Source organism: Candidatus Auribacterota bacterium (genome assembly GCA_026392035.1).
Lineage (GTDB): Bacteria > Auribacterota > Tritonobacteria > UBA1439 > UBA1439 > JAPLCX01.
This window is the reverse complement of record JAPLCX010000075.1, coordinates 1-13,105: the sequence shown is the minus strand read 5'-3', so window position 1 is coordinate 13,105 and position 13,105 is coordinate 1. Positions and strand designations below refer to the sequence as shown.

The 13,105-nt window shown below is 58.6% G+C and carries 11 protein-coding genes; 6 read left to right on the top strand and 5 right to left on the bottom strand.

All coding sequences use genetic code 11. From position 1 onward, the window contains the following. Positions 1-579: 579 nt before the first annotated feature. The 4 genes from NTX71_07865 (at position 580) to NTX71_07850 (ending at position 4,516) form a co-directional block, all read left to right on the top strand. On the top strand, positions 580-1,200 hold the full coding sequence (locus NTX71_07865) for a hypothetical protein (protein MCX6339820.1): 621 nt from the start codon (positions 580-582) through the stop codon (positions 1,198-1,200). 456 nt (positions 1,201-1,656) lie between these two features. Further along, positions 1,657-2,679: a lysylphosphatidylglycerol synthase transmembrane domain-containing protein gene (locus NTX71_07860; GenBank protein ID MCX6339819.1), complete on the top strand. Its 1,023-nt coding sequence runs from the start codon at positions 1,657-1,659 to the stop codon at positions 2,677-2,679. A gap of 36 nt (positions 2,680-2,715) precedes the next feature. Then, positions 2,716-3,543: a purine-nucleoside phosphorylase gene (locus tag NTX71_07855; protein MCX6339818.1), complete on the top strand. Its 828-nt coding sequence runs from the start codon at positions 2,716-2,718 to the stop codon at positions 3,541-3,543. Between the two features lie 7 nt (positions 3,544-3,550). Next, positions 3,551-4,516, top strand: coding sequence for a D-glycerate dehydrogenase (locus NTX71_07850; protein ID MCX6339817.1), 966 nt, complete (start codon positions 3,551-3,553; stop codon positions 4,514-4,516). Here NTX71_07850 and NTX71_07845 read toward each other — a convergent pair. The 4 genes from NTX71_07845 to NTX71_07830 form a co-directional block, all read right to left on the bottom strand. Then, positions 4,513-5,664 carry an SGNH/GDSL hydrolase family protein gene (locus NTX71_07845; GenBank protein ID MCX6339816.1) on the bottom strand — a complete coding sequence of 384 codons (1,152 nt, stop codon included), beginning with the start codon at positions 5,662-5,664 and terminating at the stop codon, positions 4,513-4,515. The two genes, NTX71_07850 and NTX71_07845, sit on opposite strands and share 4 nt — an antisense overlap. A gap of 299 nt (positions 5,665-5,963) precedes the next feature. After that, positions 5,964-8,141, bottom strand: a complete 2,178-nt coding sequence (locus NTX71_07840; protein MCX6339815.1) for a tetratricopeptide repeat protein — start codon at positions 8,139-8,141, stop codon at positions 5,964-5,966. An 80-nt stretch (positions 8,142-8,221) separates the two neighbouring features. Continuing rightward, on the bottom strand, positions 8,222-8,395 hold the full coding sequence (locus tag NTX71_07835) for a twin-arginine translocase TatA/TatE family subunit (GenBank protein ID MCX6339814.1): 174 nt from the start codon (positions 8,393-8,395) through the stop codon (positions 8,222-8,224). Positions 8,396-8,441: 46 nt separating this feature from the next. Then, a complete protein-coding gene (locus NTX71_07830; protein MCX6339813.1) occupies positions 8,442-9,659 on the bottom strand; it encodes a molybdopterin molybdotransferase MoeA in 1,218 nt (405 codons plus the stop codon). 131 nt (positions 9,660-9,790) lie between these two features. Here NTX71_07830 and NTX71_07825 point away from each other — a divergent pair, with 131 nt between their 5' ends. Both NTX71_07825 and NTX71_07820 read left to right on the top strand, forming a co-directional pair. Beyond that, positions 9,791-10,813: an FAD:protein FMN transferase gene (locus NTX71_07825; GenBank protein ID MCX6339812.1), complete on the top strand. Its 1,023-nt coding sequence runs from the start codon at positions 9,791-9,793 to the stop codon at positions 10,811-10,813. Positions 10,814-10,914: 101 nt separating this feature from the next. Then, positions 10,915-11,439 carry a hypothetical protein gene (locus NTX71_07820; GenBank protein ID MCX6339811.1) on the top strand — a complete coding sequence of 175 codons (525 nt, stop codon included), beginning with the start codon at positions 10,915-10,917 and terminating at the stop codon, positions 11,437-11,439. A 148-nt stretch (positions 11,440-11,587) separates the two neighbouring features. On the opposite strand, the gene hemL is transcribed toward NTX71_07820, so the two are convergent. Then, positions 11,588-12,871: a glutamate-1-semialdehyde 2,1-aminomutase gene (hemL, locus tag NTX71_07815; GenBank protein MCX6339810.1), complete on the bottom strand. Its 1,284-nt coding sequence runs from the start codon at positions 12,869-12,871 to the stop codon at positions 11,588-11,590. Between the last annotated feature and the right edge of the window lie 234 nt (positions 12,872-13,105).

Genomic DNA, 13,105 nt, shown 5'->3' with positions numbered 1-13,105 from the left:
AGAGTCCGTTACGAGGCCACGACCAACCAGTGGTTTGATGACCTTGAGAATACATGGACGACGGTTCGCAAAACAACACGTTCATGGTCAGTTCAAAAAATCAAGCGATTGTGTAACTTTACTTAATGCGTTTGTATTAGTACAGATTATCATGCAATTAATTCATCACCAGCGATAGGTTCAGAAGGCCAAATATATTTCGGATGTTACGACAATGAAATCTACTGTGTAACCTCAACAGGTGCCTTGTCCTGGAGCTATCTTACTAATAGTGTTATCTCTGCTTCTCCAGCAATAGACTTGAATGAAAATGTCTATATCGGATCATTTGATGATAACTTGTATGCATTGTCATCCGCAGGCGGATTCTTGTGGAGTTACAGATCCGACTTTTGGATAACATCTGACCCGGTGCTAGATTCCGTCGGCCATATCCATTTTAGCCCAAGTACGTTATACGATAATTGCTATACATTAAATTCGGATGGTTCTATTTGCTGGAGTTATAGTGAAATTCGAGGAGTTATTATAGGTGGTAACGGTCTTATCTATGCATCATGTTTTGATGCAATCTATTGCATGACAAATCCAACCGCGACTCCCACGATAACGCCGACCCCGACTGGGACATCAACGCCCACGATAACCAATACGCCCACGATAACGCCGACACCGACGGAGACACCAACCCCAACGATCACTCCGACGCCGACAGACATACCCACCATCACACCCACTCCCACTATAACGCCGACGCCTACAGAGACGCCAACGGCGACGAACACCCCCCCGATAACGCCCACTCCCATGCCCATATCGCCGCTGGTCATTGATCCCGGGCCGCTGACGGCAGGACAGCAGTTCACGCTCGGCATCGAACTGAACCAGAACATCACAAGGCCGTTCGACTACTATCTCCTCGCCGAAACCCCTGCCGGGGTCTATACGATATACATGAACGGCTCAATCAAGAAGGGGATTACACCGATCGTCAAGAATGTGCGCAAAAAAGATGCACCGTATTTCGCAACGGTTCATCCGGCTGGCAGAATCCCCGCATCCATGAAGGGTAAGACGATCACCTTCTACACCGTTGTGGTTGAGGCGGGCAAGAAACCACCGGTGAAGAGACTGTCGGATCTCATGCCCGATACCCAATATGTGATTATGTTGGATCGAAAAACGGTTGTGGTGAATTAACCGGGACAATTACCCCGATCTGAAACCCGACATTAATCGCACTTCCCACGTAGAAACCACAACCTGCCTGAATCCTGAGCGAAATCGCGCGTGAGGTGTTCCCGGGTAATAGGTTATTTACGGGTGGTACATCCCCACACCCTCGCCCTCTCGTATGGAGAGAGGTAAACATAACTGAGAAGATGTGGAAAAATCAATTTGTATGGGCCGGATTCATCCGACCCTGCGCCGAGGGCTTGATAAATCAAGCCCCTACAGGCTATATTGCACAGCGAGGGGTGTAATTCCAAATATTTTCACACCTTCCGGCACGATACATTCCCAGTGAGGTTTATGGGGTGAGGTTTGTTTTGCCATTCGAGCGCTCAAATGATATCATGAGCAGTTTCGTGTGGGGCATCATGGGAATCAGCCGTAGCTGTATGCGGTCGCCTTCCTGGCGTTGAGAGATCGAGCATGAAACAGTATGTGCGAGCGATTGTGGGCGTGGCCCTTGCCGTGGCCTGTCTGTTCTTTGCCTTCCGTGGCATAGATTACCATGAATTATGGGGGAGCCTCAGGCAGGCAAATTACGTGTGGCTCGTCCCCGCGATGGCTTTCGTGGTCGTCTCGATGATCTTCAGGACATTCCGATGGCGCTGTCTCCTCAGCCCGGTGAAGCGGGTCGGCTTCGCGGACCTCTTCTCCGCCATCAATATCTGCTTCATGGCAAATAACTTTCTGCCGGCCAGGAGCGGTGAGTTCATTCGCGCGGTCCTCATCGGGAAGAAGCACAGGGTGAGCATCAGCACGGTGCTCGCGACGGTAGTCCTTGAGAGGATTTTTGACGCGCTATGCGTGATGGGGCTCTTCCTATACTTGATCTTCTCGTTCACCGTAGAGGAGCGATGGAGGAAGGCAGGGCTGTGGCTCGTGATCCTCTACAGCACGATTCTCGTATTCCTTGTGCTGGGCAGGATGTACTCTCAATCCGTTCAGCGCGTGGTCCATCGCGTCCTGTCGGGGTTTTCGAGCAGCTTCGCTCAAAAGATATGCGGGCTCATCGATTCATTTCTCCAGGGCCTCAATGTGCTCAAGGAATGGAAGCAAGTCGCCCTCATCCTGATGCACTCGGTGTGTGTCTGGGGCGCGATCCTTGCCACCTACTATTTTCTGTGCGGTGCGTTTGGCGTCCATATGCCGCTCCAGGGGTACGTCCTCCTCGTGTGCGTGCTCGCCGTCGCGGTCATGGCACCCATCCCCGGCTATATCGGTTCATTTCACGCTGCGTATAAAGCAGCGCTTCTCGTCTTCGGCTACCCGAGCAGCCTTGCCCTCGCGTGCGCCATTGTCGCACACGGCGCGCAGTATGTGTTTATCACGATCCTCGGCGTGCTCTGTCTCTGGAGAGAGGGTATTTCTCTCGGGAGGCTGAGAGCGGAGGAGGAAGGGGCAGAGGGGGAGATCGAGCATGTACACCCCGTTGACGCTACAGGGTAGCGATACCGCAACGAAAGAAGGAGGGGTACCGTCACTATGAAAGCGATGATCAGAAACCTGAGGCAATCAGTAGACTACGTCCACGCGATCACCGACATACAGCCGCAGATCGCGCTCATTCTCGGGTCCGGGATGGGAGCCCTCGCGCGTGATATCAAGAATCCGGTGAGGATCTCGTATGAGAGTATCCCCCATTTCCCCATGGTAACCGTGGAGGGCCATGCCGGCGAGCTTGTGCTGGGGACGCTGTGCAGTAAAAAGATCGTCACCATGTCCGGCCGCTTTCACTACTACGAGGGCTACTCACTCATGGATATCACCTATCCAGTGCGCGTCATGAAGCTCCTCGGGGCACAGGCGCTCATTGTCACGAATGCGGCAGGCGCCATCAATCGCAGCTTCAAGGTCGGTGACTTCATGCTCATCACCGACCATATCAATAACATCAAACAGGATCCACTGAGGGGTGAGAACGCCGACGAGCTCGGGCTGCGCTTCGTCGACATGACCTACGCCTATGATAAAACCCTCCTCGCCCTCGCAGAAAAGGTGGGGCGCCGCGAGGGCATCCGCCTCCAAAAAGGGGTGTATCTCGCCTCGCCGGGGCCTTCCTATGAGACGCCGGCGGAGATCAGGGGCTACGGCATTATTGGCGCCGATGCGGCGGGGATGTCAACCATCCCCGAGGTGACGGTCGCGCGGCATATGAACATGCGGGTGCTCGGCATCTCGTGCTTGACGAACATGGCCGCGGGCGTCATGGACAAGCCGCTGAGCCACGCTGAGGTGATCGAGACGACGCGCAGGGTCAAGGGAGATTTCATCCGGTTTGTGAAGGCGATACTTAAAGAGATAAAGCTATAGCACGCCCATGGAGCCGAGGGCCTTTATAAGCCAGCCGATCCCGTTCGCCGGCCTTGAGCTGCTGCGTCGGGAGGGCATCAGTTTCGAGATCAACGAGGATAATCGCGTCCTGCCGAAATCGGAGCTCATCTCCCGCCTCGAGGGGAAGGAGGGGCTCCTCTGCCTCCTCACCGACAGGATCGATACCGTGGTCATAGAAGCGGCGACATGCCTCAGGGGGATCGCCAACTGCGCGGTTGGCTACGATAACATTGACCTTGAGGCCGCCGCGCGGAGGGGCGTCGTGGTGAGCAACACGCCCGGCGTCCTCACGGAAACCACCGCCGATCTCACCTGGTCCCTCATCCTTGCGGTTGCGCGCCGGCTCGCCGAGGCGGACCGCTTCACCCGTGCCGGTTTTTTCAAGGGGTGGGGAATCATGCTCATGCTCGGCGCGGATGTGCATGGGAAGACGCTCGGCATCGTGGGTGCGGGGAGAATCGGGACGGCGGTCGCCGAGCGTGCCCGCGGTTTCCGGATGAGAATCCTCTACTGCTCGCCGGAGCGCAACGACGGGCTCGAGAGGGATCTCGGCGCGGCGCGCGCTGACCTCGATCGCCTCCTGCGGGAGTCGGATTTCGTTTCACTGCACGTGCCGCTCACCCCTGAGACCCGCCACCTCATCGGCGAACGGGAACTCGCCCTGATGAAGCGCGGGGCATTTCTCATCAATACCTCCCGGGGGGCCGCCATCGACGAGACCGCGCTGGTGCGGGCGCTGCGAGAGAAGCGGATCGCGGGTGCGGGGCTCGACGTCTATGAGGGAGAGCCGCGGCTGTGCGAGGGGCTGAGGGAGCTGGACAACGCGGTGCTGCTCCCCCATATCGGGAGCGCGAGTTTCGAGACACGGTCGCGAATGACCGAACTGGCGGCCATGAACCTCGTCGCGATGCTGCGGGGACAGCGCCCGCCCGACTGCGTTAATCAGCCTTAGCTGTGGGAGCGGGCGAGTTCGTGTGCCAGGATGAAATCCTTGAGGCATTCAGCAATGAGGCGATGAGCGGTTCTCGATGGATGGGGGTCGCGACTTTTCAACCAGAAGATCTCGCGGAAGGGCTTCTGCGATCCCGCGGCGTAATCATACAAGTTTTGAGTGCAATCGCGATAGTAGAAGCCCAATTCCGAACAGGTACGCTCGAGAAATAACTGAGTATCATTTTCACGGCACCCTTTCCCGTCGAGAATGCCATCGTAGGAGCCATCGTAATATTCTACGATAACCGGAATATTTCTAGCCTGGGCGATACTCCCCAGCTTTCTGAACGCGCGCGAAACTCCTTCCCGGCCGACCATATACCTGTATTCATGAGGAATGCGTTCCAGAGCGTCTGCATCAAGACCATCCCCCCAGGGGGAAGGCTCGAGCCCTCGGAAAAAGGGCTCATACCGGCTGAGCAGGTCATAGAGTACACATCTTTTCAATGTGAGGAAGCTGTGTTCAAGCCGCAGGTAGTTGGGAAGGGAAAAGTCATTCTCGCAAAAGCTCAGGATGATGAGATCCGGATTGTATGCAAGACCTTTCCATGCCAGTAGTTCTACCTCCATGGCTGTGTTGTAACCTGGCACAGCGAGGTTCACCACTTCACAGGGGATTCCCGCCTCAACGAACAGACGTTCCATGATGCGCAGATAGGTATCTTCCACATCGACACCGATGCCAAACGCAACAGAATCACCAATGCCGATGATTCGGAAAGTTCTTTCCGGCCTCTCGTGAGGGTAAGGCCGCCCTCGGTACCCGTACTCATTGATAGCGATTGGTGCCCCAAAGAGAATCCCTGTGCTGCGCGGTATCAATTCGTAAATAAGTGCCTTGTTATCCGATAGCCGAATGACATCTATCAACCGTAGCTTTTTTTCAGGATCATTGGTACTTGGTCGTGAATGCTTCAGGGCCCCTACAAGCGTTTCTTCTTTCGCATAGAGGAAGAGCCGTACCCCGCCTTCGAGCATGAGGCTGCACAGGAGCACCGCGGTGACGAGGGTGCCGACTTTGACTAGGTATTCGTCAAGTCGCTGGAGGCGACGGCCCCCCCGCTTCTTGGAAATCGCTGCGGCGATGCACACGAGGCCAGCGACCATAGTGGCGATCCTTAGGTAATTGATAGAGATGCGATTGGAAGGGTTTATCAGGCCGTCTGGACTTACATGCTTTTCCAAAAAGCCCACAGAGACAAGTGATCCTATAAGCAGAAAAAGCACTCCGTAGACGAGAAACAATATCCTGCGCGGTGCGGCATATGAAATCCCCTGTATGCCTAGAGTGTCTTTAGATTTCATCAGCAATGAGCTCACTGTACCATACGTGACTGCGTTGAGCGAAGTTTCTGGGGCGAGGGGTATACAACTCTGTATATTCCCGCTCAATGACTGGGAATTTACTAGCGGCCCTTTTTACGAATATCCTCAAGGTTACTTTTGGCAAAGATGTTGTCCGGGTCCATTCTGAGCACCTCTTCCCACTCCTTAATTGCGTCATCCCGTTTTGCGGTTTTCCGGTGCAGTGTGCCAAGATTGTTGTGCGCCCTCACAGAGCGAGGATCCATTGAGAGGGCATGAAGGAGGTTCTGGCGGGCTTCCTCATAGCGTCCTGCCTTGAGGAGGGCGGTACCGTAAAGCGTAAAGCTGTCAGGAATCTTCCATATCACATTCTGGAGAACGCGGATTGCCTCGTCAGTTCTCCCGCTTTCGAGGTAGAGTGATCCAAGGCTCGAGTAGGCGACCCAGTCCCAGGGGCGCACGCGCAGGGTGTCTTTAAAAAGACCCTCGGCCTCACGGGCCCTTCCCTGGCGCAACTGGATGAGGGCGATGCGGTTGTTCGCCTCGTGCGACGCGATTCCCATCTCCCGCCACCGGAGATACTGCTCGACCGCTCGCTCGGGCTGCCCCAGCCTTTCGTACGCGAGCCCCAGGTTCTTGAACAGGTAGATATCCTGAAAATTATTCTTGCTCTCCTCGAGCGCCGCTGCGCCTTCCGCGTCTCTGCCGAGCTGTACGAGTGTGGAGCCGTAGTAGAACTTTACCTGGCCGGACGATGGCATCACCCGGAGTGCCCCCTGAAAGAACGGGATCGCCTCATGGTAGCGCCCCATGTGGGTGAGGTTTGTCGCGATCTTGAAGTAGTACTCGAAGGCGATATCTCTCAGGCTGGAGGAAATGGTGATGTACGAGAAGATGAGGGATATCGCCAGATACGGGGTCACGGCGAGGCGAGAAATGGCGGGAGAGGCGCGAGCCCGCAGCTCTGCGGGATGGCGGACACTGGACATATTCGGCAGTGAGAGGAGAATCGCCGCAACTGCCCAGAAGGCAACCCGGGTCGGCACGACATGAAAAGAGATGGAGGTGGCGGCATCCGCCATCACGGCGGCGAGGCTCGCCATGAGGGCCGCGCTCAGGATGGCCGCGGACGGGGGGAGCTTACGGAGGGCCCGCAATGCGACATGTATCGCCCCGCCGCAGAAGAGGAGGAGGAAACCGAGGCCGGGGAGACCCGTTTCGACGGCGAGTTGCAGGTATTCATTGTGGACCTCGTTCATCTTTTCGGTGAGGCCCCAGCAGGACAGGGGGTCGAGCCCCCTGAGGTAATCGGCGAGCGCGGGCAGGAAGAGGAGTTTGAACGTGCCTGGCCCGCTGCCGAGGAGCGGGTGATGGGCGATCATGCGCAATGACAATCTCCACGTGAGGAGCCGGTAGTTCAATGATGCGAATGATCCCTTGAGTCGCCCGGTCAGCTCGTGGGCGATCTGCGGTTTGAAATTCGTCACGGCCATGAACACGAGCGCGAAGAGCAGGAGTGTGAATCCGGTGGCCTTCAGGGTGTCCCTCCGGTTTCGCCTGGCGCCCCAGAGAATGAATACGAAGAGGCCTGTGAAAGCGGCTATCCATGAACCCCGTGCGCCGGTGAGGGTGAGGCAGGTGAGGACAATGGCGAGGGATGCGATCAGGAGCGCGCGGCGCACTCCCCTGCACATGCTGATGATGCCGAGCAGAAGCGGACAGGTGAGGACGAGATAGCTCGCCAGCTGATTGGCGTTGCCGAACGTGCCGAGGATGCTCCCCCGCACGGCCAATACTTCAGCCTGTGACAGGGTTTCCTTGACTCTGCTTTCATAGAGCAGCTTGAGGCCGAGCCGCTCGGGAATGCCGTACGAGGCCTCGAGCACCCCCATGGCGACGATGACCCCGATGAGCGAGAGTGCCTGTGTCCGTTCACCCACGTTTCGCGTGATGAGAAAAAAGAACGCCACCGTTGAGGCCGAGTAGATCAGCTCGCGCATGCTCTCCATGCGGTCACAAGAGTGTGCGCTCGAGACGGCCTCCCAGGCGATCCAGGCGAGCAGCACCATGTCGAGCGGCGTTCCGCGGGATGTCAGTCGCGCGGGCGTCACGATCATCTGGAGCGAGAAGAGCACGAGGAGCGCGGCGACGGCAATCTGAAAAAATGCCCTCTTGGGTGTGCCGAAGGAGTTCTGTGTCTGGCTGGAGTAGATGAGCGGGAGGGCGATGAGGATGATGATGAGCCCCGCCCTGATAACCCGTGAAAGTAAGTTATCCAATGATCACCTGCCCGAATGGTGCACCCACGTCCGCGGGGAGGCTCCGTGAGCGATGGTGCGCGGTGGGAGGATGGAGCCGCTCACCCATCAAATTTATCGTCATCACTGATCTCCCGCTTGATCTCGTCGAAGGCCCTGTGTATCTCCCGCACGATCCTTGAGAGCAGTCTCGCGATCTCCGGCAGCCGCTTTGGGCCGAACAGGAGAAGGGCGACCAGAAAAATGAGCACGAGCTCTTGAGCGCCTACGTTCATGTGGGCCACAGCCTAACGTTGAAAGCGCAAGGTGTAACGCAGTGCGTTACTCTTCGCTCCAATCCAGCATCATCACCCGAACCATCTCTCCGGCACGCACCACCGTTTTTTTCGCGGGTACAATGATGAGTCCATCCGCCATCACCATGGAGGTGAGAATCCCCGATCCCTGCGGGCCAACGGGGGATGCGTAGTATCTCCCGCCGCGCCGTCTGATGCGCGCGCGGATGAGGTGGACGCGGTCAGTGGGTTTCTCGATTCTGCGTTCACACGTTGCCGCGATGACCGGCTTGGCGAGCTTGGTGCGCCCCATCATCTTGAGGAGGGCGGGCCGGACAAACTGCTCGAACGATACGATCACCGAGACGGGGTTGCCCGGGAGGCCGAAGACCGGCGTGCCCCTGACGAGGCCGAAGGCGAGCGGCTTGCCGGGCTTCACGCGCACCTGCCAGAACTTCACGCCGGTGCCGAGCCTGGCGAGGATAGTTTTGACAAGGTCGTGTTCGCCCACCGACACGCCGCCGGAGGTGACGACGAGGTCGCATGAGGTGGCGGCAATGATGCGTGCGCGCAACGCGCCTACGTCATCACGCACGATGCCGAGGTTCACCGGCTCGGCGCCGTATTTTTTGACCAATCCTATGAGCGAAAAATTGTTGCAGTTTCTGATCTGGCCGGGGCCGGGTGTGCGATCCGCCTCGACGAGTTCGCTCCCCGTGGCGAGGATGGCGACGCGCGGGCGTCTGATGACACGTACCCGCGTCCTTCCTGCGGCGCCGAGCATCCCCATCTCCTGAGGCCTGATGAGCGTGCCCTTCGGCAGGACGCGGTCTCCCCTCCTCACGTCCTCACCGGCACGCCGCACATTTTCTCCCCGCCGCACCTCAGCGAAACAAAGAATGGAGCCGTTTTTTTCGTCTGAATCCTCCGCGATGAGCACCGCGTCCGCTCCCCGCGGCATGGGAGCCCCTGTCATGATTTTTGTTGCCCGCCCCGTGCGGATACATTTCTTCGGCACCCTTCCGGCAGGGACAGTCTCCAGGAGCGTGAGCGTGATGGGGCGCTTCTTGGAGGCGCCGCGCGTATCGGCGCTCCTGACGGCGTAACCGTCCATGGCGGAGTTGGTGAAGGGGGGAATATCGTTCAGGGCGCGCACATCCTCAGCGAGGACGAGGCCGAGAGCCTCTTCAGTAGGCACTACGGTTCCGGGCCCCTCTGTGGTATGATTGAGAATAAATGCGAGCGCTTCGTGTACAGAAGTCATAATGTCAGGTCAGTGGCGCTGATTCCGCACGACTGAAAGGACAGATTCTAGCATGTCGCTGGCGGAGCGCCAACAAGCAATGTGGCGATGGGGCAGTGTCGCGGGCCCCGCATGTCTAGACGGGGGCGAGCATGGGTGTGCGCGTGAGGGTGGGAGTGGTGCTCCTCGGGACGGTGATGGGCGCGGCCGCGGCTGTTTTCCTTTTCAGGCCGCGCGAGTGGCGCACGGCGGCTCCCGCGATGGGGACCCATGCCACCGTGACGCTCGTGGGGACGCCGCTTGATAAAATGTCCGGTGCAATGCGCCGTCTCTCCGCTGCCGCCCTCGGCGAGATCAGAGCGGTTGAGCGCCTGATGAGCATCTATGAGCCGGAGAGCGATGTGGGGCGCCTGAATCGAAACGCGCCTGGCGAGGAACTCGCGATTGATGCCCGCACCTCCGAGGTGCTCACCGCGGCGATCGAGTCGTCGAGGCTCTCCGGCGGGGCTTTTAATATGTGTATTCTCCCCGCGGAGCGCCTCTGGGGCTTTAAAACCGGCCACGCGCGCAGGGTGCCTCCAGCCGAGAGGGTTGAAATCCCTGCCGGCGATGGCTCAGACATCTCACTGAGGGTGGCGGACGGGCGCCATTTCGCGAGGTTCCTCAAGGAGGGGACGAAGATCGACCTGGGTGGTATTGCCGCGGGTTACGCGGTGGACAGGGCGATCAAGGTTTTAAGGGAAATGAACGCGCGCGGCGCCCTCGTGGATATAGGGGGGGATTGCTACTGTATGGGGACGAGCGCCGGCGGAACGCCCTGGAGGGTGGGGGTCCGCCATCCCCGCGGGGGAGGGGCCCTGACCGTACTCGAGCTTTCGGACAGGGCAGTGGCGACGTCGGGCGACTACGAGGATTTTTTCGTGGAGAGCGGGAAGCGGTACAGCCACATATTTGATCCTCGCACCGGCCGGCCTGCCGACAGCGATGTCATCAGCGCGACGGTGATCTCACGCTCGTGTACGACGGCGGATGCGCTGGCGACGGCGCTGGTGGTGCTGGGGAAGGACGAAGGGCTCCAGCTCGTCAGACGATTGCCGTCCACGGAGTGCATCCTGGTGACCGAGGAGGCAGGGAGGCTGAGTGTGATCCAGTCGTCGGATAACATCGGCCAGTGACTGTGTGTGGGGGATGAGGCACTCTATGCATCTTATCCAGCTCCCGATGATGGCGGATATGCTCGCAACCCTCGACCCCCAACCCTCAACCCTGTTCAACCATGCCTGATCTAATCACGCATCTCTGCATCGCGCAGATCGCGCGGCGGTTATTCCGCCTCACCTGCTTCCCCCTCCTCGCACTGGGGGCGATTCTGCCCGACCTCTTTTCGCGCCCGTTCCATATTCTCTTTCCTGTTGCCTACTGGTTTGTCGTTCCCATGCACTCGCCCGTCGTATGCCTGTGCTATTGCTCCGCGATCAGCATGCTTTTTGCGCGGGAGATCAGGAGAGCATGTTTCCTCGCTCTGTGTACGGGCGTGGCGTTGCACCTCGCGCTCGATTCTCTCCAGGATCAGGTTGCGCCGATATATTTCTGGCTGTTCCCGTTCTCCTGGAAGAGCTGGTGGGCGGGGCTCTTCTGGCCCGAGCAGGCCCTCTTCTTCCTGCCGGTCACCATCGCGCTGACGGCGCTTATATCAATGAAAGGATGTACCGTTTTGCCACGGAGGACACGGCGCGGCCCCGCATGCGGGGACGCAACCAAAATTCAAGTAGCCACAGAGAGCACAGAGATTGACGTGTGACACAGATTCACACAGATAGACACAGATGCACACAGATAAACACGGATTATTTCTTGCCCGAGAAACTAGAAACTGTTGTTGCTGTTTTAAAAATCTCCGTGACCTCCGTGGTGAAACAGTAATCATAAGATGAGAAGAATCCCTAAATTTATTTGATGGCGGGGAGAGATTCCCGGGCGGCGGCAATGGTCATCTGGATGTCGCGGTCGGTGTGCGCGGCGGAGAGGAAGCAGGACTCGAATTTCGAGGGGGGGAAGAACACGCCACGGTCGAGCATCGCGTGGAAGAAGCGCGCGTACCGTGTGGGATCGGACTGCTGAGCCGACTCCCAGTCGGTGACGGGGCCCTCGCGGAAGAAAAGGGTGAACATCGAGCCCACGCGCGAGACAAAACAGGGAATCCCCGCCTCCCGGCATGCGCGCGTGAGCCCCTCGGCGAGCTGTGCCGTCTTTTCTTCAAGCTGCGCGTACAGCTTCTGAGGTGAGAGGAGGGCGAGTGTCGCCGTTCCCGCCGCCACCGCGAGGGGGTTTCCTGACAGCGTGCCCGCCTGGTAGACCTGGCCCTCAGGGGCGAGGAATTCCATGACCTCCTTCCGTCCGCCGAATGCTCCTATGGGCAGGCCTCCGCCGATGATTTTGCCGAGCACGGTGAGGTCGGGAGTGGCGCCGTAGAGCTCCTGCGCGCCGCCGTAGGCGACGCGGAAACCTGTGATGACCTCGTCAAAAATAAGCAGGGTGCCGTGCGTGCACGTCAGCTCCCTGAGCTTCTGGAGAAAGCCCTCCAGGGGGGGAACAACCCCCATATTCCCGGCGATCGGTTCGACAATAATGCATGCAATGGAGTCGCCTTCCCTCCCCATGGTGGATTCCACGGCGCGCGGGTCATTGTAGGAGAGGACGATGGTCTCACGGGCGAAAGACGACGGCACGCCGGCGCTGTCGGGGATACCGAATGTGGCCATCCCTGACCCCGCCCTGGCGAGGAGGCCGTCGGCGTGTCCGTGGTAGCAGCCGGCGAATTTGATGATTCTGTCTCTCCCGGTGAAGCCGCGCGCGAGGCGGATCGCCGACATTGCCGCCTCGGTCCCCGAACTTGTCAGGCGAACCTTCTCGATCGAAGGGAACGCCTTTATGATCGTCTCGGCAAACGCCACCTCGCCGGGCGTGGGAGCGCCGTAGGTCGTCCCGCGCCGTATCGCCTCTTCCAGCGCGGCGAGGACGACCGGGTGCGCGTGGCCGAGTATGAGCGGCCCCCAGGAGCAGACATAGTCCAGGAGTTCGCGGCCATCCGTGGCGCGCAGCCTGCTCCCGCGCGCTGAGGCGACGAAGAACGGTTCGCCGCCCACGGCGCCGAATGCCCGGACAGGTGAATTGACTCCTCCCGGGATTGCGTTCAGGGCGCGCCGCCAGAGTTCGCTGTCAGCAGTGCTCATCGAGAGTAGAATCCCCGCCGCATTATACACACGAACGCGCGCGATCTCAAGGGGCGCGCGCCTCGGATTCGGTATGAAAAAATCAGGGCCAGTCCTGAATGGCGCTTACTTAGCCCATGATAACCCGCCATAACCATCACTGTGTCAATGTATAGCAAGAAAAGGGCACGCCGTCTATCCACACGCAGGATTTATTCCTGCCTCGATCGTCACATCCGCACGTAACAGTCAGCG

What these genes read in the sequence shown, in the direction of transcription:
- NTX71_07845 (MCX6339816.1), bottom strand. Translation starts at nt 5,664, where the DNA reads ATGGTCGCTGGCCTCGTGTGCATCGCCGCAGCGATTTCCAAGAAGCGG.
- NTX71_07865 (MCX6339820.1), top strand. Translation starts at nt 580, where the DNA reads ATGACAAATCCAACCGCGACTCCCACGATAACGCCGACCCCGACTGGG.
- NTX71_07820 (MCX6339811.1), top strand. Translation starts at nt 10,915, where the DNA reads ATGCCTGATCTAATCACGCATCTCTGCATCGCGCAGATCGCGCGGCGG.
- NTX71_07850 (MCX6339817.1), top strand. Translation starts at nt 3,551, where the DNA reads ATGGAGCCGAGGGCCTTTATAAGCCAGCCGATCCCGTTCGCCGGCCTT.
- NTX71_07830 (MCX6339813.1), bottom strand. Translation starts at nt 9,659, where the DNA reads ATGACTTCTGTACACGAAGCGCTCGCATTTATTCTCAATCATACCACA.
- NTX71_07860 (MCX6339819.1), top strand. Translation starts at nt 1,657, where the DNA reads ATGAAACAGTATGTGCGAGCGATTGTGGGCGTGGCCCTTGCCGTGGCC.
- hemL (MCX6339810.1), bottom strand. Translation starts at nt 12,871, where the DNA reads ATGAGCACTGCTGACAGCGAACTCTGGCGGCGCGCCCTGAACGCAATC.
- NTX71_07825 (MCX6339812.1), top strand. Translation starts at nt 9,791, where the DNA reads ATGGGTGTGCGCGTGAGGGTGGGAGTGGTGCTCCTCGGGACGGTGATG.
- NTX71_07855 (MCX6339818.1), top strand. Translation starts at nt 2,716, where the DNA reads ATGAAAGCGATGATCAGAAACCTGAGGCAATCAGTAGACTACGTCCAC.
- NTX71_07835 (MCX6339814.1), bottom strand. Translation starts at nt 8,395, where the DNA reads ATGAACGTAGGCGCTCAAGAGCTCGTGCTCATTTTTCTGGTCGCCCTT.